General features: G+C 70.0%; 16 protein-coding genes. 10 read left to right on the forward strand and 6 right to left on the reverse strand.

The window, feature by feature from the left end:
- The first annotated feature begins 8 nt into the window (after window positions 1–8).
- From LXT21_RS26295 to LXT21_RS26305, 3 genes are all read left to right on the forward strand, one after another.
- A complete protein-coding gene (locus tag LXT21_RS26295; protein WP_254040946.1) occupies window positions 9–467 on the forward strand; it encodes a hypothetical protein in 459 nt (152 codons plus the stop codon).
- A gap of 63 nt (window positions 468–530) precedes the next feature.
- Complete coding sequence (locus LXT21_RS26300) at window positions 531–1,100, forward strand: imm11 family protein (protein ID WP_254040947.1); 570 nt, start codon at window positions 531–533, stop codon at window positions 1,098–1,100.
- 243 nt (window positions 1,101–1,343) lie between these two features.
- Entirely contained in the window at window positions 1,344–2,114 is a 771-nt protein-coding gene (locus LXT21_RS26305; protein ID WP_254040948.1) for a DNRLRE domain-containing protein, read from the forward strand.
- 71 nt (window positions 2,115–2,185) lie between these two features.
- On the opposite strand, the gene LXT21_RS26310 is transcribed toward LXT21_RS26305, so the two are convergent.
- A complete protein-coding gene (locus tag LXT21_RS26310) occupies window positions 2,186–3,649 on the reverse strand; it encodes an amidase (protein ID WP_254040949.1) in 1,464 nt (487 codons plus the stop codon).
- A 294-nt stretch (window positions 3,650–3,943) separates the two neighbouring features.
- Between LXT21_RS26310 and LXT21_RS26315 the strand changes: the two genes are divergently transcribed.
- The 3 genes from LXT21_RS26315 (at window position 3,944) to LXT21_RS26325 (ending at window position 10,797) form a co-directional block, all read left to right on the forward strand.
- Window positions 3,944–5,980 carry a membrane dipeptidase gene (locus tag LXT21_RS26315; protein WP_254041193.1) on the forward strand — a complete coding sequence of 679 codons (2,037 nt, stop codon included), beginning with the start codon at window positions 3,944–3,946 and terminating at the stop codon, window positions 5,978–5,980.
- 69 nt (window positions 5,981–6,049) lie between these two features.
- Window positions 6,050–9,004, forward strand: coding sequence for a DEAD/DEAH box helicase (locus LXT21_RS26320; RefSeq protein WP_254040950.1), 2,955 nt, complete (start codon window positions 6,050–6,052; stop codon window positions 9,002–9,004).
- Between the two features lie 35 nt (window positions 9,005–9,039).
- Window positions 9,040–10,797: a DUF885 domain-containing protein gene (locus LXT21_RS26325; protein ID WP_254041194.1), complete on the forward strand. Its 1,758-nt coding sequence runs from the start codon at window positions 9,040–9,042 to the stop codon at window positions 10,795–10,797.
- A gap of 11 nt (window positions 10,798–10,808) precedes the next feature.
- Here the strand turns inward: LXT21_RS26325 and LXT21_RS26330 are convergent, their stop codons facing one another.
- The 3 genes from LXT21_RS26330 to LXT21_RS26340 all read right to left on the reverse strand — a co-directional run bounded on the left by LXT21_RS26330 (window position 10,809) and on the right by LXT21_RS26340 (window position 16,426).
- Window positions 10,809–12,530 (reverse strand): coiled-coil domain-containing protein, encoded by a 1,722-nt coding sequence (locus LXT21_RS26330; RefSeq protein ID WP_254040951.1) that lies wholly within the window; start codon window positions 12,528–12,530, stop codon window positions 10,809–10,811.
- Between the two features lie 137 nt (window positions 12,531–12,667).
- Window positions 12,668–13,951, reverse strand: a complete 1,284-nt coding sequence (locus LXT21_RS26335; RefSeq protein ID WP_254040952.1) for a DmpA family aminopeptidase — start codon at window positions 13,949–13,951, stop codon at window positions 12,668–12,670.
- A gap of 84 nt (window positions 13,952–14,035) precedes the next feature.
- Window positions 14,036–16,426, reverse strand: coding sequence for a lamin tail domain-containing protein (locus tag LXT21_RS26340; protein ID WP_254040953.1), 2,391 nt, complete (start codon window positions 16,424–16,426; stop codon window positions 14,036–14,038).
- A 174-nt stretch (window positions 16,427–16,600) separates the two neighbouring features.
- Between LXT21_RS26340 and LXT21_RS26345 the strand changes: the two genes are divergently transcribed.
- From LXT21_RS26345 to LXT21_RS26355, 3 genes are read left to right on the forward strand one after another with little or no spacing between them, the layout of a single operon-like run.
- On the forward strand, window positions 16,601–17,614 hold the full coding sequence (locus tag LXT21_RS26345) for a hypothetical protein (RefSeq protein ID WP_254040954.1): 1,014 nt from the start codon (window positions 16,601–16,603) through the stop codon (window positions 17,612–17,614).
- Window positions 17,615–19,018 (forward strand): 3' terminal RNA ribose 2'-O-methyltransferase Hen1, encoded by a 1,404-nt coding sequence (locus tag LXT21_RS26350; protein WP_254040955.1) that lies wholly within the window; start codon window positions 17,615–17,617, stop codon window positions 19,016–19,018. It abuts the gene before it with no gap.
- Window positions 19,015–21,576, forward strand: coding sequence for a polynucleotide kinase-phosphatase (locus tag LXT21_RS26355; RefSeq protein ID WP_254040956.1), 2,562 nt, complete (start codon window positions 19,015–19,017; stop codon window positions 21,574–21,576). Before LXT21_RS26350 ends, LXT21_RS26355 begins: the two co-directional genes overlap by 4 nt.
- Window positions 21,577–21,610: 34 nt before the next feature.
- On the opposite strand, the gene LXT21_RS26360 is transcribed toward LXT21_RS26355, so the two are convergent.
- Both LXT21_RS26360 and LXT21_RS26365 read right to left on the reverse strand, forming a co-directional pair.
- Window positions 21,611–22,033: a cupin domain-containing protein gene (locus tag LXT21_RS26360; protein ID WP_254040957.1), complete on the reverse strand. Its 423-nt coding sequence runs from the start codon at window positions 22,031–22,033 to the stop codon at window positions 21,611–21,613.
- Between the two features lie 112 nt (window positions 22,034–22,145).
- Window positions 22,146–22,475, reverse strand: a complete 330-nt coding sequence (locus tag LXT21_RS26365; protein WP_254040958.1) for a hypothetical protein — start codon at window positions 22,473–22,475, stop codon at window positions 22,146–22,148.
- A 308-nt stretch (window positions 22,476–22,783) separates the two neighbouring features.
- Between LXT21_RS26365 and LXT21_RS26370 the strand changes: the two genes are divergently transcribed.
- Window positions 22,784–23,959, forward strand: a complete 1,176-nt coding sequence (locus LXT21_RS26370; RefSeq protein WP_254040959.1) for an AI-2E family transporter — start codon at window positions 22,784–22,786, stop codon at window positions 23,957–23,959.
- The last annotated feature ends 38 nt before the right edge of the window (window positions 23,960–23,997 follow it).

The raw sequence follows: 23,997 nt of genomic DNA on the forward strand, positions 1-23,997 counted from the left end.
GCACGCGGATGCTGGAATCACGAGACATGCTCCTGCTGGGGGCGGCGGGCGCCATCCCGGGCTGGCTCTTTCCGCCGTTGTTCGTCCTGGGCCTCGTGGCCATCGCGTTCTTCGCGTCGGTCAACGGGGGCTGGTCCGGGCTCGCGAAGCGCTACCGCACGAGCGCGCCCCGGCCGGACCTGTTCATGAAGATGTCGACCGGACGGATGGGGTTGACCCACTACAACCGCTGCCTGACGGTGGGCGCGAGTGAGGCAGGGCTCTATCTCGCGATGATGCCCAGCTTCACGCCGTTCCATCCGCCGCTGCTCATCCCCTGGTCCGAAATCAAGGAACGGCGGCGCGAGACGTCTCAGTTCCAGCGCGTCGAGACGCTCGTCATCGGGCCGGACAGGACCGTGGTCCGGATCGAGGCCCTGGTGATGGACGGACTTGCCCGGTACCTGCCGCCCCCGGGGCTCGTGTAGAACGCCCGGGCCTGGGGCCGAGGCTCCAGCGGTTTTCGTCTCGAAGCGAGTGAGGTCGTTGGGATGTCCCCGCAATATTTTCGGCTCACCGACGCCGTTCAGGCAGGCACCTGGTCCCTGGGGGCCCTGTTGGATGGACAGGGGCGGGAGCTGGAAGACCTGACGGCCTTCACCGCGGGCCAGCCCGTCGAGGCCCCTGACCGCATGCGGCTTCGCGTGCGAGAGCGAGGGCGTCGGCGCGACTTCAACCTGACGAGCGCCGGCGGGGTTCCCGTCATCCACGCCAGGATGGCGGCGCTCTTCGCGGAGTTCTCCATCCAGGAAGTCCAACTGGTCCCCGTGGACATCCAGGGCTGCGCGGATGAGTACTCGATTCTCGTGGCCACGAGGCTCCTCCGGTGCATCGATGTCGAGGCGTCGGAAGGGATACAGCCCTGGCGACCCGAGGATGGGCGACCCGACCTGTCTGGCCACTCCCGTGGCGTCACCCGGATGAAAATCGACCCGACGAAGCTGGACGGCACCCAGGTGTTTCGCGCCTGGGGTTGGCCTGCCGCGCTCATCGTGTCGGAGCACATCAAGCTGCTCCTGGAGCGCAGGAAGATCACGGGAGTGGCGTTCGAGGAGGTCTAGGACCACCTGGTTCGAAATGCTCTGGGCACGAAACACGGTGCACAGCTGTCGCGCCAGGCGCAATCGACACGTCGAGCCCGCATGTCGTTGCTCATGCGGGCAATTCCTTGCATTGAAATAGACAGTCGAATGCGCCTCCTGATGGTGTATGGATTCAGCAGATGACTTGATGACGCGTGCGGCGTCTGGGACCGCGAAGCCTTCCTGCTCGCGAGGCTCTCCAGGCGCTCAACAGAGGACCCCATGCGCATCCATGCATTCCCCGTAGGCACGTGGTTGTTCGTTGCGATTCCGCTCCTCCTCTCCGGCTGTGGAGCAGGGCTCGAGACCGTGGAGCCGAGCGACGACCTGTCCGAGCAGTCGCAACCCGTGAGCGCCTGCGTGCTGTTCCAGCGCGGTGTCCGGGGGACGGTGGCCGACGCCACGATCATGTCCGCCTCTCCCAACGCGGCCAATGGGGCGGGCCCGCTGTCCGTGGACTACCTGTCCGCGCTCGGCGTCACCTCGCGACAGGAGTCACTGCTGCGGTTCGATCTCAGCACGCTCCCCGCCAACATCACCATCGATACCGCCACGCTCCAGCTCTACGCCGTCGCCCAGACGAACTCCGTCTTCGTCCACAGGGCCAGCGTGCCTTGGAGCGAAGCGACCGTGACCTATGCGAGCTTCAATCAGCAGTACTCTCCCGCGGTCGAGGCCACCATCCTCCCCAGCCTCCTGTCGACGCGCACCGCGAATGTCTCGAACCTGGTCAACAACTGGGTCAACGGTGGCGTCGCGAACAACGGCTTCCTCCTGGACTCCGCCGCCACGACCGTCTCCGTCCCCGCCATCTTCTCCAGCAGTGAGACGCTCGTCGTCGATCAACGCCCGGGACTCGAGGTCTGCTACACGACCAAGACCTGCGCGGCGAAGTACGGGCAGTGCGGTGGAATCGGATGGGAAGGCCCCACCTGCTGCGTCGCCGGCTCCACCTGCGCGTATATCAACGACTATTACAGTCAGTGCCTCTGAGGTCCGTTCGCCGGGCCACCTGCTGATGGAACACAGCAGGTGGCCCATCCTCGGGCCTACCAGAACAGGGCCTAGGACGCGGAGGAGGTCTCCGTCGCATTCGCCGCATGCACGGGCGGCCTGCGCGCGGCCCAGGGGCGGGCCTTCTCCAACTGGCCCGCCAGCCGGAACAGCGTGGCCTCCTCCGCGAAGCGGCCGATGAACTGGACGCCGATGGGCAGGCCCTGCGCGTTCCAGTGCAGGGGCACGGACATGCCCGGCTGCCCCGTCACGTTGAAGAGCGGCGTGAAGGGAATCAGCGTGAAGACGTGCCGGTACCACTCGCCCGCGCTCATGGGCTTGTTCGAGTCCAGCACGCCGAGCGGGTAGGGCGGCACGGCCACGGTGGGCGTCAGCAGCACGTCATGGTCCACGAAGAACGCGCCCACCGCGCGGCTCACCTGGTTGAAGACCGCGAACGCCGCCTGCAGGTCCAGCGCGCGCATGCGCCGTCCGTGCTCCACGGCGGCCCACGTCGTGGCCTCCAGCGTGTCCGGCCCCAGCGTGCGCCCCAGCGCTCCGCCGAGCATCTCCGCCAGCGCGGCGTTGCTCGCGCACCACACCGACACCATGGCCTCCACCAGGACCGCGTCGTCGTAGACGGGCGCGGCCTCCACGATGTCGTGCCCCAGCGACGCGCACAGGTTCGCCGCGTCCTCCACCGCCGCCACGTTGTCCGCGTGCACCGGGACACCCGAGGCCGCCTTGCGTGAAATCGCGATGCGCAGCTTCCCCGGCTCCCGACGCACCTCCTCCAGGAACGGCCGCTCCGGCGGCGGCGCGAAGTACGGGTCGCCCGGCGCCTGTCCCTGTGTGGCGTCCAGCATCGCCGCGCTGTCGCGCACCGAGCGCGTGATGACGTGCTCGATGCCCAGGCCGTTGACCGCCTCGCCCCCGTCCGGTCCGACGGAGACGCGCCCGCGCGTGGGCTTCAAGCCGAACACGCCGCACAGCGAGGAGGGGATTCGCAGCGAGCCGCCTCCGTCATTGCCGTGCGCCACCGGGACGATGCCCGACGCCACCGCCGCCGCCGAGCCGCCGCTCGAGCCGCCCGGGCTGCGCGACAAATCCCAGGGATTGCGCGTGGGGCCGTACGTCAGCGGCTCCGTGGTCGCGTTGTTGCCGAACTCCGGCGTGTTCGTCCGCCCCAGCAGCACCATGCCCGAGCGGCGGAAGCGCTCCATCAACACCGTGTCATGCGGGAGCACCAGTCCCCGGGCCAGCCGGCTGCCCAGCTCCATGGGGACTCCCGCGGCGTGCGCCACCAGGTCCTTGATGAGGAAGGGCACCCCGCCAAAGGGCCCCGCCGGTGGCCCCCGCTTCAAGGCCTCACGCGCGTCCGCGTCCCGGACGTCGATGACCGCGTTCAACCTCGGATTGACGCGAGCGATGGCCTCCAGCGCCGCCCGCAGCAGCTCCTCGGGGCTCACTTCCTTCTGACGCACCAGCTCCGCCAGCCCCAGCGCGTCGTATCGCGTGTAGTCGTCCAGGTGCATAGGTCCTCGTGACGCACCGGCCGTCGGGACGCGGCCCAGGTGCGGCGCCAGAGGATACCGCTACACCCCGCGCCACGGGCCCGCGTGTGTGATTCGTCACCGTGCCGGGTCGCCACCGCACCACCCCGCGCACCACCCCGTGAAGCCGATGACGCAAGGCGGCGACAACTGTCACTGAATGTTTCAAGCAGCACGGACGCGGCTCGAAATGCGCGGCGAGCGGGGAGTATCCTCATGCGCGCGGCCGCGGAGCCATCCGCCCGCATCCCCAGAAGGAATCCCCCGCTTATGTTCATGTCCCCGCGTCATCGACGCCAGGGTGTCCTGGCCCTTCTTCCGCTGAGCCTGTGTCTGGGGCTCGCCTGTGGCCCCGTGCAGGAGGAAGCGCCATCCGAGCAGCCCACGACCGAGACCGAAACCCAGCCGCTGGCCGCGCCGGGCTTCGCGGAGCTGCACCACCACATGTTCGCCGAGGAGGCCTTTGGCGGCGGCTGGTTCCACGGCAGCCACACCGGCTCGCTGACGAGCTGTGACGGCGGTCTGCCGGAGAGCGACCACGCCCGCGTGCGCATGGACTTGAGCAACATGCTCAACCTGTGCCCGAACTCGGGCGGCATCAACCTGAGCGGCAACCCGCTGCTCGCGGCGCTCTTCGGTCTGGGCGGCGCGGTGGGCTCGGAGTTCATCGGCAAGATTGAGGGCACCGAGGGCGACACCGGCATCCACCTGGGCCGCATGTCGGTGAACACCCAGTGGCCGCGCTGGGACACCATCGCCCACCAGCAGTCGTGGGAGGGGTGGCTGCGCCAGGCGCACCAGGGCGGCATGTCGCTGGTGATGGTGTCGCTGGTCAGCAACGAGTTCCTCTGCAAGGTGTTGCCGTACCAGAACCTCTCGCGGCCGTGCGACGAGATGGCGGACGTGGAGCTGCAGCTCCAGATGGCGCGTGACTTCGACGCGCGCAACGACTGGGTGGAGATCGCCCTGACGCCCTCGCACGCGCGCAACATCATCGCCGCCGGGAAGCTCGCCATGGTGCTCTCCATCGAGACGAGCAAGCTGTTCGGCACCAAGGACTGGCGCACGGAGCTGGACCGCTTCCACGCGCTGGGCGTGCGCTCGCTCCAGCCGGTGCACCAGCTGGACAACCGCTTCGGCGGCGCGGCGCTGCACAACGCCATCTTCCAGGCCGCGCAGTTCCTGGAGACGTGCCACGTGGACACCGACTGCGGCGTGACGACGAGCACGATGACGCTCGGCTTCGACGTGTACCGCGACGCGGCCGGCAACTGCCGCAACACCAAGGGCCTCACCGCGGACGGCAAGGCGCTGGTCCAGGCGATGATGAGCCGGGGCATGCTCATCGACGTGGCGCACCTGTCGGAGAAGGGCCTGCAGGACGCCTTCGCCCTGGCGCAGGCGAACACGTACTACCCGCTGGTCATCTCCCACGGCCACTTCCGCGAGGTGATGAACCCGAAGCTCGCGGACGACGAGAAGACCACGCCCGCGTGGGTGGCGCGCTACCTGCGCCAGACGGGCGGCATCTTCGGCCTGCGCACGGCGCATGACGAGACGCGCACGTACTCGCGCTCCGGGGTGGCCAACAACTGCCACGGCTCCACGCGCTCCCTGGCGCAGGCGTACGAGTTCGGCCGCCAGGGCCTCAAGGTGCCCATGGCCTTCGGCGCGGACCTGAACGGCTTCATCCAGCAGACCCGTCCGCGCTTCGGCAACAACGGCGCGTGCTCGGCCACGTTCCAGGCGGAGGCGGACGCGCACCTGCGGCAGCAGAACGTCTCGGGCCCCACGCGCCTGGGCACGGGCTTCGACGAGTACGGCCTCGCGCACGTGGGCTACCTGCCGGACCTGCTCAAGGACCTGGGCCGCGTGGGCGCGAACACCACGGGGCTGTCGGGCTCGGCGGAGACCTTCCTGAAGACGTGGGAGCGCGCCGTCAACCCGCGCACGGGCATGGCGGACGCGGCGGCGGACATCGACACCAGCGGCGTGGCCACCTACGTGGACAAGGCCACCCGCGAGACGCAGTACCCGCTCCTGTGCGGCGTGCGCTACGCGCCCGACTCCAAGGCCGTGGGCGAGTCCTGCCGCTTCAAGGAGGAGTGCATCAGCGACGCGTGCACCGCGTCCGGCTGCAACAGCGCCGGCACCTGCATCTGCGACGAGGAGGCCGACTGCGCGTCCACCCAGTACTGCGGCTGGGGCCTGAACAGCGGCAAGTGTCAGCCGAAGAAGGCCAAGGGGGCCACCTGCCTGTACGGGAAGGAGTGCCTGTCGGGTAACTGCCGTTGGACGCTGAGCTGCGGCTGAGCCGGGGGGCCGGGGTGCGCATCGCCGTTGCGCGGCGCACCCCGGGGGCGTAGGGAGTTCCCATCCCCTATGTCCGCCACCGTCCAACTGCTCGAAGCCGTCCGGAAGGAAGCCCGCCCCGGTATCTGGTCCAACGGAGTGAACCTCTCCCGCGCCGGGGCGGTGGTTCTCCAGTCGAAGACGGAGAACGAGCTGGAGCTGAGGGTGCGCTCGTCGGGGCGCCCGGTTCCCTTCACGGTGACGCTCTATCCGGCCGACGAGGCCTGGGAGTGTGACTGCCCCAGCCGCGTGGACCCGTGCGAGCACGTGGTGGCCGCGGCCCTGTCGCTCCAACAGGCGGAGAAGACGGACGCGCCCATGGAGACGGCGGCCACCCGCTGGTCTCGCGTGGTGTACCACTTCGCGCGCACCGGCGACGGCCTCCAGCTCAAGCGCACGCTGGCCCACGCGGACGGGCGCGAGGAGCCGCTCGACGGCAGCCTCGCCTCCTACATGGCGAAGCCGGCGCAGGCCGCGCAGCTCCAGGTGGAGCAGGCCGACCTGCTGGCCGACCGCATCCTCGAGCAGCGGCGCACGCGCGGCGCGCTGGCCCCCGAGACGCTGGAGGCGCTGCTCAAGGTCCTGGTGCAGGCGCGCAACGTGCTCCTCGACGGCCGTCCCGTGGCCATCCCCGACGAGGTCGTGGTGCCCCGGGCGCTGGTGGAGGAGCGGGGCGGGCAGCTGGTGGTGACGGTGGCGAGGGATCCTCGCGTGACGGAGGTGGTGAGCCCCGGCGTCGCGCTGGTGGGTGACGCGCTCGCGCGGCTGGGTGAGACGGGCATGACGGGCCCATGGCTCAACAACCTGCCCATCGTCCGCACCTACGGCGCGGAGCAGCTCGGCGAGCTGACCTCCAAGGTGCTGCCGGAGCTGGGGCGCCGCATGCCCGTGGACGTGCGCACCAGGCGGGTGCCGTCCATCGACCGCGAGCTCAAGCCGCGCATCCTGCTGGAGCTGCACCAGCTGGAGTCCGGGCTGTCGGTGCTGCCGACGCTCGTCTACGGCGCGCCGCCGGCGGTGCGCATCGACAACGGGCGCATGGTGTACCTGCGCGGCGCGGTGCCGCTGCGCGACGAGGCCGTGGAGCAGCGACTGGTGCACGAGCTGCGCGAGGAGCTGAACCTGGTGCCCGGCCGTCGGGTGACGGTGCAGGGCCCGGAGATGGTTCGCTGGGCGGACAAGCTGCGGCGCTGGGGCGGGGACCTCGCCGGTGACGGCGCGTCGGTGGTGAGCCCGGACGTCCGGCTCAAGCCCTCGCTGTCCGTGGAGGGGGCGACCAACGCGCTGGGCGTGCCGGAGGTGCGCTTCACGCTCGACTTCCAGGTGGAGGGTGGCAAGGGCGGGGAGACGCGCTCGGTGGACGCGGCCGCGGTGGTGCGCGCGTGGCAGGAGGGCCTGGGGCTGGTGCCGCTGGTGGGCGGGGGGTGGGCGCCCCTGCCTCGCGCCTGGTTGGAGAAGAACGGCCAGCGCGTGGCGGACCTCTTGGCCGCGCGTCAGTCGGATGGCCGCGTGTCCAACCACGCGCTGCCGCAGCTGTCGCAGCTGTGCGAGACGCTGGAGCAGCCGCCTCCGCCGGGGCTCGACAAGCTGGCGCCGCTCGTCGAGGGCTTCGAGAAGCTGCCGCCGCCGGTGTTGCCGGAGGAGCTCAACGCGTCGCTGCGCCACTACCAGCAGACGGGCGTGAGCTGGCTGGGCTTCCTCAAGAGCGCGGGCCTGGGCGGCATCCTCGCGGACGACATGGGCCTGGGAAAGACGCTCCAGACCATCTGCGTGCTGGGCAAGGGCTCGCTCGTCGTGTGTCCCACCAGCGTGCTGCCCAACTGGGTGGCGGAGCTCAAGCGCTTCCGTCCCTCGCTGAAGGTCTGCGTCTACCACGGCCCCGGTCGCGCGCTGGACGCGGCCGCGGACGTGACGCTCACCACGTACTCGATTCTGCGCCTGGACGCGGCGGTGCTGGGCGCGCAGGACTGGGCGATGGTGGTGCTGGACGAGGCGCAGGCCATCAAGAACCCGGAGAGCCAGGTGGCGCGCGCCGCGTTCGGCATCAAGTCCGGCTTCCGGTTGGCGCTCAGCGGCACACCGCTGGAGAACCGCCTGGACGAGCTGTGGAGCCTGATGCACTTCACCAACCCGGGCCTGCTCGGCGGACGGCGGCAGTTCGAGGAGAAGATTGCCCGCCCCATCTCCGAGGGCAACGCGGGCGCCGCGAGCGAGCTGCGCCGCCGCATCCGTCCCTTCGTGCTGCGCCGCCTCAAGCGCGACGTGGCGCCGGAGCTGCCGCCGCGCATCGAGTCGGTGATGCACGTGTCGCTGGATGAGCGCGAGCGCTCCATCTACGACGCGGTGATGGCGGCCACGCGCGCGGAGGTGGTCGCCCTGCTCAACGAGGGCGGCAGCGTGCTCAAGGCGCTGGAGGCGCTGCTGCGTCTGCGTCAGGCCGCGTGCCACCCGGCGCTGGTGCCCGGGCAGAAGGCCACCTCGTCGTCGAAGGTGGACACGCTGGTGGAGGCGCTCGACACGGCGGTGTCGGAGGGCCACAAGGCGCTGGTGTTCTCGCAGTGGACGTCGCTGCTCGACCTCATCGAGCCGGCGCTGAAGCGCGCGGGCATCGGCTTCGACCGGCTGGACGGGAGCACGGCGAACCGGGGTGAGGTGACGGCGCGCTTCCAGGCGGACGACGGCGCGCCGGTGCTCCTCATGTCGCTGAAGGCGGGCGGCACGGGCTTGAACCTGACGGCGGCCGACCACGTGTTCCTGGTGGACCCGTGGTGGAACCCGGCCGCGGAGGCGCAGGCCGCGGACCGCGCGCATCGCATCGGCCAGGAGCGCCCCGTCAACGTCTACCGGCTGGTGTCGCAGGGCACCGTCGAGGAGCGCATCCTCGGCCTGCAGGACAAGAAGCGCGCGCTGATGGAGGCCGCGCTGAGCGAGGCCGGCGGCGCGGCGGCCATCACCCGTGAAGACTTGCTGGAGCTGTTCTCGTGAAGCGGTTGCTCGGACTCACCCTGGGGTTTTTCCTGATGCTTTCCATGGATGCCGAAGCCAAGAAGCAGGACGCGGCCACCACGCTGCGCGCCATCCTCGAGCGCGACTGGCAATACCAGCTGGAGCGCAGCCCGACGTACGCGTCCGTGGCGGGAGACCGTCGCTGGAACACGCGCTGGGATGACCTGAGCCTCACCGCGCTCCAGGCGGACAACACGCACTCGCGCCAGGTGCTCGAGCAGCTGAAGAAGGTGGAGCGCGCGAAGCTGTCCGAGGAGGACCAGCTCAACCTGGACCTGTTCCGCAAGGAGCACGAGACGTGGCTGGAGGAGTTCCGCTTCGGCTGGCACCTGTTGCCCGTCAACCAGGTGGGTGGCATCCCCGAGGGCATCCGTCAGCCTCCGGGTGTGCAGACGGCCTATCAGCTCGCCGACACGCTGCGCTTCGACACGGTGAAGGACTACGAGGACTGGGTGGCCCGGCTGGGTGGCTTCGGGACCTACGTGGAGCAGGTGACGGCGCTGATGCGCGAGGGGCTGCGCCAGAAGAAGGTGCACCCGCGCGTCATCCTCCAGCGCGTGCCGCCGCAGATCGAGCGGCAGCTGGTGGAGGACCCGACGAAGAGCGGCTTCTACACGCCGTTCCTGCGCTTCCCCGCGAAGCTGTCCGTCCAGGACCAGCAGCGCCTGGCGGCGGCGGGACAGAAGGCGGTGCGCGAGGGCGTGGTGCCCGCGCTGCGTGCCTTCCACCGCTTCCTCGTCGAGGAGTACCTGCCCGGCGCGCCCGAGGCCGTGGGCATCTGGCAGTTCCCCGACGGTGAGGCCGCGTATGGCTTCTTCGCGCGCAGGTTCACCACGACGTCGCTGACGCCCGACGAGATTCACGCGCTCGGGGTGTCGGAGGTGAAGCGCATCCGGGCGGAGATGGAAGCCATCATGAAGCGCACGGGTTTCAAGGGCACGCTGCCGGAGTTCTTCCAGTTCCTGCGCACGGACCCGCGCTTCTACTCGCGCACCGGTGACGACTTGTTGATGCGCTACCGGAGCCTGGCCAAGCAGATCGACCCGCTGCTGGTGCGTCTGTTCAAGACGCTGCCCCGGCAGCCGTACGCGGTGGAGCCCACGCCGGAGGCCATGGCGCCGGACGTGACGACGGGCTTCTATTACGCGGGCTCCTCGGACGGCTCGCGGCCAGGAACGTATCTGGTGAATCTGTACCGCCCGGAGACGCGGCCCCACTGGGAGATGGTGCCGCTGACGCTGCACGAGGCCGTGCCGGGACATCACCTGCAGACGTCCCTGGCGACCGAGCAGACGGCGCTGCCGGACTTCCGCCGCTTCGGCTACTACGTGGCGTACGGAGAGGGTTGGGCGCTGTACTGCGAGACGCTCGGCGACGAGATGGGCCTGTACGAGAACCCGTACGACAAGTTCGGTCAGCTCTCGTACGACATGTGGCGCGCGGTGCGGCTGGTGGTGGACACGGGCATGCACGCGAAGCAATGGACGCGTCAGCAGGCGCTCGACTACTTCATGGAGAACGCGCCCCGCCAGGCGTTGGACATCACCAACGAGGTCGACCGCTACATCGCCTGGCCGGGACAGGCGCTGGCGTACAAGGTGGGTCAGCTCAAGATTCGCGAGCTGCGCACCCGCGCCGAGGCCGCGCTGGGCGAGCGCTTCGACGTGCGCGAGTTCCACGACGTGGTGCTGCTGAGCGGCTCGCTGCCGCTCGACGTGCTGGAGCGCAAGGTGGACGCGTGGGTGGCCCGGCAGAAGGCACCCGCGAAGTAGGGCAGCCCGCGCTACTTGCCGCGCCCCACGGTGACGCGCATCAGGTGCTTGATGGCCCGATGCGCGCGCTGGCCTCCGGCGGACTTGATGAGCCGGTCATTCAGGTCATCCACCAGCCGGTGGCGCAGGGGCGGCTCGGTGGTGAGCAGGGCCTCGTAGCTGGCGCGCAGCTCCTCCTCGCGCTTGGTGGAGCACTCGAGCTCGAACTCCTTCGACGCGAGCAGCTCGCGCACGCCGTGCAGCTCTCCCTTGAGCGCCGTGCCCTCCGCCTCCTGGTGGACGAGCTGCTGCTCCAGCTCCCGCACCCGCGCCTCACCCGCCTCGCAGCGCGCGAGCAGGGCGTGGTGGCGCGCCTGGAGCTCCTCGAGCGCGGTGCGCGTCGCGTGGGTCTCCTCGCTCCGCAGCTGCTTCTCCTCGCTCCGCAGCTGCTTCTCCTGGCGCAGCTCGGCGCGGACCTCCTCCAGCCACGTCGCCGCCCGCGACACCCAGTTCACGTTGGCCACCGGCTGCGCGAGGCACGCCGCCAGTCGTGACTGCCACTCGCGCCGGACCTTCCGCTGCTCCTCGATGTACGCGCCGCCGCGCTCCAGGGACGCGGGCAGCCCGCCCTCGAGGAAGTCCCTTAGCGACGCCTCCGACTCGGCCAGCCCCGCCTTCTTCTGGCGGTAGTACTCGTTGAAGGCGAACAGGTGGCTGGGCACGCCGGACACCTTGCCCAGCAGCGTCACGTGGTACGAGGACGCGACGAGCGCCTCGCATTCACGGATGCGCTCCACGGCCTGCGACAGCCGCCCCTGGAAGAGCAGGCCCACCAGGTCGACCACGTCCGCCTGCGGGAAGTGCTCGGTGAAGGCCGTCTTGCGCATGGCCGCGAGGCTGTCCTCCACCACGGGACGCTCGTCGATATAGGCATTGAGCACCACCGGCGCCGCCGCCTCGCCGAAGTGCGCGCGCAGCGCCTGGAGCTGCTCGTTCATCGTCGCCGCGGGAGGCGGCAGCGAGTCCGGGTCCACGCCGGGGTCCGTATACGCGTAGGTGGACAGGTTCATGTGCAGCGCGAAGCGACCGGGCGTCTTCGGACGGGGCTCCTGACGCGAGGCCTCCTCGGCCGCGCGGTCCAGCTCCTCGAGCGCGTCATCCCCGGACAGGAGCGCCGGGGCCCCATGCTCCACCAACGCCTGGACGGACTCGGGGTCCCGACAGCCGAGCAGCAACGGTTGCCATTGGTGCGCGTGCGCGGCCAGCCGGCTCGCGAACTCGGGACCGACCTGCAGCCCCGACAGCACGTAGTGCCCTGGCAGCCAGGTGTGCAGCAGCGACTCCACCAGCGCCAACATCCCGTCGCCCCAACGGCCATTGAAGTAGCCGCCGCCATAGACATGCAGCCGGGCCGCGCCCCTCAGGCGGGTGGGCGAGACGGCCTCGAGGCCCAGCTCCCGCGCCTTGGTGGACGCCGTGTCGCCGGTGTCCGAGGAGAAGAAGACGAAGTCCTCCGTGCCGAGCACCACTGGGAGCTGACGCAGGTACTGCGCGTCCTGCACCCGCCCCAACTCGTGGATGGAGACGACCGCAGACTCCTTGCGCCCCAGATGCCAGCGCACGGCGCCCTGCAGCATGAGGATGTCCCCGAAGTTCCAGTATCCATTGAATCCTCCAGCCAGGAGGACCTTGGACATTTCAGGGGCATAGAGCTTCTTCAGGGTGGTGGGAGTCGCGAAGAACGAGAAGCGCATCCCCGTTTCTTAATCACGGAGGTGACAACGTCGTCACCCGATACTTGCATGACAAAGTATGACTGTGGCCAGGGCGACGGCGGGGAGGTCTCAGGGAGGTCGCCTGGAGTCCATTCGAGCCGCCGCCCGTGGCGGGTTCAGGGCTTCGCCGTCTTGCGGGGCGCCTGCGGAGCCGCGGCGGGCTTGAGCCGTCCGTACTTCTTCATCGCCTTGACCAGGCCGTCGTGAGGCAGGCCGTAGACGCGGATGTTGTCCGCGCCGGTCATCGTCTCGGAGGCGAGCATGGAGTTGAGGATGGCCTCCTGGGTGGCCTGCACGGTGGCCTCGAAGAGGGGATTGAGTCGATCATTGCCGAGCACCGCGATGTTGGCGACGTGCGCCTGGGTCGGCGGCTTCAGGGGCTGGGTGGAGAAGGCGAGGAAGATGTCGCCCGAGTAGTTCTCACCCAGGCCGCCCATCTTGGCGATGCCCAGCGGCACGCGTCGGGCGAGCCGGTTGAGCTGGTGGGGCAGCAGCGGCGCGTCCGTGGCGACGACGACGATGATGGAGCCCGCGCCCTCGAAGGGGTTGGGTGCCTTGGAAGGGGCGCCCTTCACGTCGCACGACGGCACCGCTTGCATCATGGGGCTGCCAGGCTTCTGGGCGCCGAGGTAGCAGGGCCGCTGGTTCGGGAGCTCCTCGCCCACGGGCACGCCCTCCACGGCGAAGAGGCGGCGCGAGCCGTAATTGCATTGCACCAACACCCCGAGCGTGTAGCCGCCGGCGGACTCGGGCAGCTTGCGCGAGGCGGTGCCGATGCCGCCCTTGAAGTTGTGGCATACCATGCCAGTGCCGCCGCCCACGGAGCCCTCCGGGACGGGGCCGGTGCGCGCCGACTCCAGCGCCTGGTGTGCGTGCTCGGGCTTGACGTGAAAGCCATACACGTCGTGGAGCATGCCGTCCCACGTCTCCGCGACGACGGGCAGGCCCAGGTCCCAGGCGAGGTCCTTCTTCTCCGCCCAGGTGATGACGGCCTCGCGCACGGCGCTGATGTCGTTGGTGTTGGTGATCATCACCGGGCCGTTGAGCTCACCGGACTCCTGAATCCAGTGCGTGCCGGTCATCTCGCCGTTGCCGTTGAGGGCGTAGGTGGAGGCGAAGACGGGCTCGCCCACGTTGGCCTTGCCTCGCGGGAGCACGGCGGTGACGCCGCTGCGCACGGGGCCCTTGCCCTTGTCGATGCGGCCCTCGCCGGAGATGAGCGTGGTGTGGCCCACCTCCACGCCCGCCACGTCGGTGATGGCGTTGTTCGGGCCGGATTGCCCGCCGAAGGTGATGCCCAGGTCGCGGGCGCGGGGCCTGGGGCGCTCGGCCTGGGCGGCGCCGAGCGCGGGAGTCAGCAGCAGCGACAGCAGCACGGAAGAGGAGAGCAGGGTGCGCATGTCCCGCTTCCTACTCCTCCGCGCGCGGGCCGTGTAGCGCCGGGATGAGGGCGCCCGCGTCATTCCAGGCGCCCTCGCACCGCGTCAGAAGGCGGTGCCGTCCGCGCGCAGGCCCGGCGACGACGTGAGCCCGGTGGGAGACACGACGTTGTGCCGCTTGAACGTGGTGACGTTCGGGTCCGCGTCCGGCGAGCGGTTGTCGGAGACGTTGTCCACCGTGGAGGTGTACGCGTACTGGTCCACGAGGCTCGCGTCCTGGCGGCGCACGGAGACGGTGTCGCTGTCGTTGGACAGGCCCAGGGCGCCGGTGCTGGCCGCCACGGCGTTGGTTCTCCCCGGGGGGATTCCCGCGGCGCCGCCGAACACGACGATGGCCTTGCCCGCGGCCAGCGTCGTCCCCGCCGGGAAGACGTGGCGGGCGAGCGCCGCGTCGGAGATGCTCCAACCCGAGAGGTCCACCGGGCCGCCGCCGACGTTGACCAGCTCCACGAACTCGTAAGCGACGTTGTTGGTGTTGTTGATGGCCGGCTCGTTGGCGAGCACCTCGTTGATGATGACGCGGCCCGAGGGCTGGGCGACGACGATGGGGGCGTCGTTCACGTCGAACAGGCTCGAGTCCGACGTGTCCACCAGGCGCACGCGGAGGTCGCTCGTCGCGGTGGAGGGGAGCGTCCAGGTGGTCCTGCCCAGGGCCGCGGAGATGAAGAGCTCCGCGCGGGCCCAGGTCGCGCCACCATCCATGGACACGTCCAGGTGCACGAGGTTGACGCCGTAGGCGTGCCAGAGCACCTCGAGCGGGCTGCCGGGCAGGTGCGGATTCGGGCCGCCGGCGGGCTCCTCGATGCGGATGAAGGGCTGGGTCACCGAGCTGAGCGCGTAGCTGCTGGCGACGGGGCGGTGGTCGCTGAGGGTCTCCAGATAGTCGGGCACCCACTCGTCGGCGTGGATGACCTCGGCGGAGCCCGCGACATAGCGCGCGGCGAGCGGGGCGCTGGCCAGGGTGTGGTCGACGACGTTCTCGAAGCCGATGGAGGTCGCCTCGCCGTCGAGCGACAGCTCGCGGGTGATGAAGGTGTAGTGCTCCGGATCGGAGACGAAGTTCTGGTACGGCGTGGGCATGGGCTGCTGGGTGCTCGGGTCCAGGGTGATGGACTCGTCCACGTCGTCGTTCCAGTCGCCCACCACGAACACGTGTTGCCCGGCGAGGTTCTGGTCCAGGTACGTCTTGAGCGCGGCGCTGGCCCGCTCTCGCGCGGCGCGAGGCCCGGTGGGGTCCGCGCTCTCCGCGCGCATGTGCACGACGATGACGGTGAGCGGCGTCATCGTGCCCTGGATTTCGGTGCGGAAGTTCACGCGCAGGGGCGGGCGGTTGGCGAAGTCGTTCAGGTCGCCCAGGCGCAGCAGCTCCGCGCTCTGGAAGGAGAGGGAGCTGTCGTAGAGGATGCCCAGCTTCTGCGTGGTGGCGCCGTACGGCGACGTGCTGCCCGTCACGTAGGTGGGATCGTTGGAGAGGAAGCCACGGAAGCGCGGCAGCTGGCTCTTGAGGGTCTGGAAGTCATTGGCGTCCACCATCTCGACCAGGGCCCACAGGTTGGCGCCCACCTCGAGCATCACGTCGCGCGCCTTCTCCACTTGCTGCGCGTCGGGAGGACCCTGCGTGTCGGAGCCGAAGTAGGTGAGGTTGTACTGGCCCAGCTTGAGGAGGGCGGGGGTGGGAGCGGTGACGGTCAGCGTCAGGGCGCGCGAGGCGGTGCGCGCCGCTTCGTCCGTGGCGGTGACGATGAGGTCGAAGGCTCCGGCGATGGTGGGCGTCCCAGTGAGGTCGCCGTTCGAGGCGGAGAGCTGGAGGCCGTCTGGCAGAGCGCCGAGCGTGATGCTCCAGGACACAGCGCCGATGCCACCAGACGCGGCGAGCGAGTGGAAGTACGCCTTGCCCCGGGCGGCCTGGGGCAGGGATGTGGTGGTGACGACGAGCGGCTCATGGCCAGCGTCGGGAAGCGTACCGGCGTCGGTGTCCGTGCCGGAGTCGGGAATCGTGCCGGCGTCGATGTCCGTACCAGCGTCGGGGATGGGCCCTGCGTCGGTGTCAGTGCCGGCGTCGGGGAGCGGACCTGCATCGATGTCCGTGCCGGAGTCGGTGTCCGTGCCCGCATCGGGAAGCGAGCCGGCATCCGTGTCCGTGCCGGAGTCGGGGAGCGGACCCGCGTCGATATCCGTGCCGGCGTCGGCGATGGGACCGGCGTCGATGTCGGTGCCGGAGTCGGCGATGGACCCCGCGTCGATGTCCGTACCGGCGTCGGGAATCGGACCCGCATCCGAATCGGAGCCAGCATCCAGGCGCGGGCCTCCGTCGGTGGTGGAGCCCGCATCAGTCTCTCCGACGGGGTCGGTGTCCGGCCCTGGCTTGGGGTCGGACGAGCAGGCGGTCAATGCGAGGAGAACGAGCAGCGGCGCGAGGGCGCGATGCGACAACATGAAGTGCTCCGGAGTTGGGAACGGAGCGCACGGGGGGGATGACGAGTGTAGCGCGAGTGCCTGTCATGGGGGGAGGTGTGTGTCCCCAGGGGGCGTCAGTTCCCCTCCGGACCTGGCGTCTCCTGCCTCGAAACCGGCCCCCCCGAGCCCGGTTCCCAACCCAGGAAAAACCCCATGTCAGAACGCGAGTTGACCCATCTGGAGGTGCCGTGTTTCGTCGATTTCTCGGAGCCCCTGGCGGGTCGAGAGGTGGTGGCGCAGGGAGTTGGGCCCGACCTCGACCTGTGGCTCGTGGCACTGGATGGCAAGCGGGATGACCGCATGTCCTTCACGCCGGGTGGTGCCTCGTTCGCCAAGTCGCTCGCGGACGTCCCGCAGTCTTACGAAGTCCTGCGCTATGGGGCCCCGGACGCCGAGCCCGAGTCCATCGTCCTCCCACCCGAGCGCCGCAACTTCCACTTCATCCAGCCACTTCCGGGGGGCGACCTGCTGCTGGCGGGCGCCCGCTGTGCCTACGTGGACAAGGATGACCACGCCCGCAACGCCGTCGTCTATTCGCGGCAAGGCGTGGCCCGGCGCGAATTGACGCTCGGGGATGGCATCCAGGACATCCAGGCCACGGGCGATGGTCGGTTGTGGGTGAGCTACTTCGACGAAGGTGTGCTCGGCAACCGGGGTTGGGGGCAGGGTGACATCGACAGTGAGCCCATCGGTCGCAGCGGGCTGGTGCAATTCGATGCGATGGGGCGGCGCTTGAGTGAGTTCGACCCGAGGGCCGCGGGCACGGACATCATCATCGACTGCTATGCCCTCAACGTCGCGTCGGACGACGAGACCTGGCTGTACTTCTACACGGACTTCCCGCTGGTGCGACTGCGGGACGGCGCCAAGCCGGTGAGCTGGAAGACCCCCGTCGCGGGCGCGAGCGCGATGGCGGTGGGCTCCACGCACGTGTTGTTCGGCGGCTCGTATTCGGCGCGCTCCCAGTTCGAGCTGTACGTGTTGCACGGCCGGCGCGAGAAGTCGTTGGTGTCCGCGGGCACCTTCGTCTTCGTGGACCCGGACGGTGAGCGCTGGCAGCCCACATGGATGCGCGGGCGTGGGCCCTGGTTGTATGGCGGTGAAGGCACTCGCGCGTTTCGCATCGACCTCGACACCCTCGTGGCCTCGGCCCGGGTCTGGCACTGAATGCTCCTGACACTCTCGACGACCCATACCCCCGCGACGGACCTGGGCTACCTGCTGCACAAGAGCCCGCACAAGCCCCAGTCGTTCGATGTCACGTTCGGCACCGCGCACGTCTTCTATCCGGAGGCGACCGAACAGCGCTGCACGGCCGCGCTCCTGTTGGAGGTGGACCCGGTCGCGCTGGTGCGCGAGCGCAAGGGCCCCTCCGGCGACGGTGGCGCGCTCGAGCAGTACGTCAATGACCGGCCCTACGTGGCCTCGTCGTTCCTGAGCGTGGCGCTGTCGCGCGTCTTCGGCGCGGCGCTCTCCGGTCGCAGCCGCGAGCGGCCCGAGCTGGCCACCCAGGCCCTGCCGCTCACTGCGCGACTGTCCGTGCTGCCGTGTCGTGGGGGCGAGCCCTTCCTGCGGCGCCTCTTCGAGCCGCTCGGCTACACCGTCACGGCCACCCGGCACGCGCTCGACGAGACGGTTCCGGAGTGGGGACCCAGCCGCTACTTCACGGTGACGCTCCAGGGCGACAAGCCGCTGTCGGACCTGCTCAGCCACCTGTACGTGCTGGTGCCGGTGCTGGACGACGACAAGCACTACTGGGTGACAGAGGATGAGATCGACAAGCTCTTGCGCCACGGCGAGGGCTGGCTCGCGTCGCACCCGGAGCGGGAGGTCATCACGCGGCGCTACCTGCGCCACCAGCGCAGCCTCGCGCGCGAGGCGATGTCGCGCCTGCAGGAGGGCGAGGACACCGACGTGGCCGAGGCGGTCGAGACTGCGCGCGACGAGGCCGAGGCCACGCTGGAGCGCCGGGTCAGCCTGGATGAGCAGCGGCGGGAGGCCGTGCTGACGGCGCTCGTCGAGCAGGGCGCGACGACGGTGGTGGACGTGGGCTGCGGCGAGGGCAAGCTCTTGCGGGCGCTGCTCCAGGAGCGGCGCTTCACGCGCATCACCGGCATGGACGTGTCCACGCGGGCGCTGGAGGTCGCCGCCGAGCGCTTGAAGCTGGAGCGGCTCCCTGACTTCCAACGACAGCGCATCCAACTGCTGCAAGGCTCGCTGTTGTACCGGGACGCGCGGCTCGCGGGCCATGACGCCGCGACCGTGGTGGAGGTCGTCGAGCACCTGGAGCCGCCCCGGCTGGCCGCGTTCGAGCGGGTGCTGTTCGAGTGGGCGCGTCCGGGCGTCGTGGTCCTGACGACGCCCAACGCCGAGTACAACGTGCGCTTCGAGGGCCTGGCCCCGGGCGCCTTCCGGCACAAGGACCACCGCTTCGAGTGGACGCGGGCGCAGTTCGAGTCCTGGGCGCGGCGGCAGGCGGAGCGCTTCGGCTACGGCGTGCGCTTCGTCCCCGTCGGGACGCTGGACGTGGAGGTCGGCGCGCCGACCCAGATGGCGGTGTTCACACGATGAAGCTCTCCATTCCCGAGCTGTCCCTGGTCCTGCTCGTCGGCCCCTCGGGTGCCGGCAAGTCCACCTTCGCGCGCAAGCACTTCCTGTCGACGGAGGTCCTCTCGTCCGACACGTGCCGGGGCCTGGTGTCCGATGACGAGAACGACCAGGACGCGACACGCGACGCGTTCGAGGTGCTGCGCTACGTCGCGGCGAAGCGCCTGGCGCGCGGCCGGCTGACGGTCATCGACGCGACCAACACCCAGCCCGAGGCGCGCAAGCCGCTGGTGGCGCTGGCGCGCGAGTTCCACGTGCTGCCGGTGGTCATCGTCCTGGACGTACCGGAGGCGACCTGCCACGCGCGCAACGAATCGCGGCCCAACCGCCAGTTCGGAGTCCGCGTGGTGCGCCACCAGCTCCAGCAACTGCGCCAGTCCCTGCGTGGCCTGGAGCGCGAGGGCTTCCGCCATGTCCACATCCTCAAGCCCGAGCAGCTCGAGGACCTGGTCATCGAGCGGCAGCCGCTGTGGAACAACCGCAAGCAGGAGACGGGCCCCTTCGACATCATCGGCGACATCCACGGGTGCCTGGATGAGCTGCTGCTGCTGCTGACGAAGCTGGGGTACGTCGTCACGCCGCGCATGGAGGGCGCTCCCGGCTTCGACGTGCGTCCGCCCGAGGGCCGCAAGGTGGTGTTCCTGGGCGACCTGGTGGACCGGGGCCCGGGAATCGCCGGGGTGCTGCGGTTGGTGATGGGGATGGTGGAGGCGGGCACGGCGCTGTGCGTGCCGGGCAATCACGAGATCAAGCTGATGCGGAAGCTGCGGGGCGGCGACGTCAAGATGTCCCACGGCCTCGCCGAGTCGATGGAGCAGCTCGAGCGCGAGCCCCCGGAGTTTCGCGCGCAGGTGGTGAAGTTCATCGACGGGCTGGTGTCTCACTACGTCCTGGACGGCGGGAAGCTGGTGGTCGCGCACGCGGGGCTCAAGGAGTCCATGCAGGGGCGAGGCTCGGGCAAGGTGCGCGACTTCGCGCTCTACGGAGAGACGACCGGGGAGACGGACGAGTACGGGCTGCCCGTCCGCCACGACTGGGCCTCGGAGTATCGAGGCACGGCGATGGTGGTCTACGGCCACACGCCCGTGCCCGAGGCCGAGTGGCTCAACAACACGCTCTGCGTGGACACGGGCTGCGTCTACGGCGGGAAGCTGACGGCGCTGCGCTATCCGGAGCGGGAGCTGAGCTCCGTGCAGGCGGCGCGCGTGTACTGCGAGGCGCGCAGGCCGCCCGGCATCGGAGGCGCACCGGCCGCGCTGACGGCGCAGCAGCAGAACGACGACGTGCTCGACGTGGCGGACGTGCTGGGCAAGCGCATCGTGTCCACGGGGCTGATGCGCAACATCACCATCCGTGAGGAGAACGCGGCGGCGGCGCTGGAGGTGATGAGCCGCTTCGCGGTCCACCCCAAGTGGCTCATCTACCTGCCGCCCACGATGTCTCCGTCGGAGACGAGCGCGCGGCCCGGGCTCCTGGAGCACCCCGAGGAGGCGTTCGCCTACTACCAGCGCGAGGGCGTACTGGAGGTGGTGTGTGAGGAGAAGCACATGGGCTCGCGCGCCGTCGTCGTGCTGTGCCGCGACGCGGACGTGGCCCGGCGGCGCTTCGGGCTGGAGGGCGACGAGCGGGGCGCGTGCTACACGCGGACCGGGCGGCGGTTCTTCCACGACGAGGCGCTGGAGGCGGCGTTCCTGGCGCGGCTGGGCGCGGCCTTCGACGCCTCCGGGTTCTGGGTGGAGCACCAGACGGACTGGGCTTGCCTCGACTGCGAGCTGATGCCGTGGTCGCTGAAGGCGCGGGAGCTGGTGCGCGAGCAGTACGCGGCGGTGGGCGCGGCGGCGCTGGCCTCGGTGGGCGCGGCGAGGGAGGTGGTGGCCCAGGCGGCGGCGCGAGGGCTGGACGTGTCGGGGCTCGTGAGCCGGTTCGAGAGCAAGGCGGACAGCGTGGAGCGGTACGTCGCGGCCTATCGACGCTACTGCTGGCCGGTGAGCTCGCTGGAGGATGTGCGGCTCGCGCCGTTCCACCTGCTGGCGACGGAGGGCGCCGTGCACACGGACAAGGACCACGTGTGGCACATGGAGTCCCTGGCGAAGGTGTGCCGCGCGGATGCCGGGTGGCTCGTGGCCACGCCCTATCGCGTGGTGTCGCTGGCGGACGCAGGCGAGATGGAGGAGGCGACGCGGTGGTGGGAGTCGCTGACGGCGGGGGGCGGCGAGGGCATGGTGGTCAAGCCCCGGGCCTATGTGGCGCGAGGCCGGAAGGGCTACCTCCAGCCGGCCATCAAGTGCCGGGGGCCCGACTACCTGCGCATCATCTACGGCCCCGAGTACACCGCGCCCGAGCACCTGTCGCGCCTGCGCCAGCGGGGCGTGTCCACGAAGCGCTCGCTGGCGATGCGGGAGCTGTCGCTGGGGCTCGAGGCGCTGGAGCGCTTCGTTCGTCGGGAGCCGCTGCGACGCGTGCACGAGTGTGTCTTCGGCGTGCTCGCGCTGGAGAGCGAACCGGTGGACCCCCGGCTGTAGCCGAGCGTCCACCGCGTTCGTCCTGCTCGTCGAATCAGTGAACGCCCGGCGGCTGCGGGGTGGAGGACTGCACGCGGGCGCGGCCCTGGGAGGCGCCGCGCTCCGCGTAGTGGCCCATGCCCTCGAAGTCCACGGCGACGCAGGGCTCGTCGCCAATCACCCAACCGTCATGTCCCGGCGGGATGATGGCCACGTCCCCGGGCCCCGCCTCGAGCTCGGTGCCGTCATCCATCCGGATGCCCATGCGCCCGCTGATGATGTAGCAGGCGTGCGCCGCCTGGCAGGAGTCGGTCCCCGCCAGCGGCTTGACGTCCACGGACCACTTCCAGCCCGGCTCGAAGACGACCCTGCCCACCGTCGTATCCTCGTCGAAGCGCAGGATGTCCGCGTGCCCGTGGCCGGCGAACGGTCGATGTTCGTCGGGCGCGGAGAATCGCTTGATGCTGAACTCGCTCATGGTGTTTCCCCCCTGCGAGCCTGCGGAGGAGCGCCAGAGCGCCCCGGCCCCCGTGGCCCGCATGTCATTGCTCAGGGGAAACCTAGGGACGCTCCCGGGACGCGACAGGACCTCAGGTCGTCAGCTCCAGCGACATGGACTGGCCCGCCTCGAAGCCCGGCTCCCGGCGCAGCTGCTCCAACACGCCGCGCGTGCAGTGCAGCGTCACCAGCGGGAACACCCCAGGCTCGCTCACCCAGCGCACCGCGCTCATCAACTGGTGCGCCCGCAGGAAGCCGAGCACCTGGTCCCGGAACTGACGGCTCTCCTCACCCGCTCGCTGGTGGATGACCGCGCGGCTCTCCACGGGCGCGGCCGGCGACGTACGCCTGCTCGCGCCGCGGGGAGCGGGACGAACCTCCGCGGGCTTCTCTCGGGGCATGACGATGGCTTCGACCCACATCGCGTCGCCTCCTTCCGGGTGTGATTCCAGGTCTGCTTGAAGATTATCGGACATGGCGCGGTCCGGTTGTGTCCCGTCGCTGTCGGACTGAAGGGTGGGGCGCGAACACCCTCACGGCACGGGTCCGTTCCGGAGCGCCGCCAACCACCCCGTGGAGTCAGCGCACGCGCGAGGGCTCGGCCGTTCGCCTGCTCCACGAGACAGCAGGCGTCGATTCCAGGGGGCTCGAGCGCTCGTGGGCGCGAGCGTCCCGCGCTCGTGTGCGTGGGGGACTGACTGGCGGCGCGGCACTCCCTACCTTGTCGCGCATGAAGGACTCAGGACGCCAGCTCCCTGTCTACGTGCCCGCCCGCACGGTGTGGGCCGTGGGGCTGCAGGTGCTGTTGCTCGCGGTCTGCTGGCTGGTGCTGCGCAGCCTGTATCCGCTCCTGACGCTGCTGGCCGTCGTGCTGCTGCTGTCGCTCGCGCTGGACCCGCTCGTGCGCAGGCTGGAGCGCTGGGGCGTGCGTCGGGGCCTGGGCGTGGCGGCGGTGGCGCTGCTGCTGCTCGGGTTGATGGGCGTGATGGTGGGGACGCTGGTGCCCGCACTGGTGCAGCAGCTGGAGGCCCTGGTCCAATCCGCGCCGGGGCTCTTGGAGAAGCTCTCCCAGTCGAAGTGGCTCCAGGAACTCGGAACACGCTACGGCTTCGAGCTGAAGCCGGAGGAGCTGCTGCGCTTCGAGCCCCTGGACCTGGCGGGTCGCGCCGTGGGCGTGTTGTCCTCCTCCCTGGGGTTGCTCGCCGGCGGAATCACGGTGGTGGCGCTCACCGTGTTCGGCCTCCTGTTCGGCAACGAACTGTACGAGAGCATCCTCCAGTGGGTGGCGCCCCGGCGGCAGCACCACGTACGCCAGCTGGTGAGCCGCATGCGCGAGGCGGTGAGCAACTACATCGCCGGCACCCTGCTCGTGATGACCATCGGCGGCGTGGTGGCGGCCATCGTCGCGCTCGCCCAGGGCGTGCCGTACTTCCTGCCGTTGGGGCTGGCGGTGATGGTGTTGGGCGTCATCCCCTACATCGGCAGCATCATCAGCGGCGTGCTGGTGAGCCTCACCACGCTGGCCACCGTGGGGTTCCGCTCGGCCGTCATCGCGCTGGTCATCTTCGTCGTCTACAACCAGATTGAGTCCAACGTGCTGGGCCCCATGGTGCAGCGGCGCGCCATCCGGATGAACCCGCTGCTCATCTCGCTGGTGGTGTTGTGCGGTGGCGCCCTGGCGGGGCTGCTCGGCGCGGTCATCGCCGTGCCGCTGGCCGCCGCCGCGCAGGTGCTGCTCCAGGAGGTCCTCCGCGAGCGGCAGCTGCGCTTCAAGCGCGCCCACCGCCGCGAGCACTCGCGCCGTCAGGTGGGCAAGGGCGCGGTGGAGGAGGGGCTCCTGCTCGCGGGGCCGATGGAGGGCGGTGAGCCTCCCTCGACGGAGCACGAGCACGGCGAGCGCCACTGAAAACGACGGAGGGCCTCCGGCGGACCGCCCGGAAGCCC

Origin of the sequence: Myxococcus guangdongensis (assembly GCF_024198255.1) — a bacterium.
Lineage (GTDB): Bacteria > Myxococcota > Myxococcia > Myxococcales > Myxococcaceae > Myxococcus > Myxococcus guangdongensis.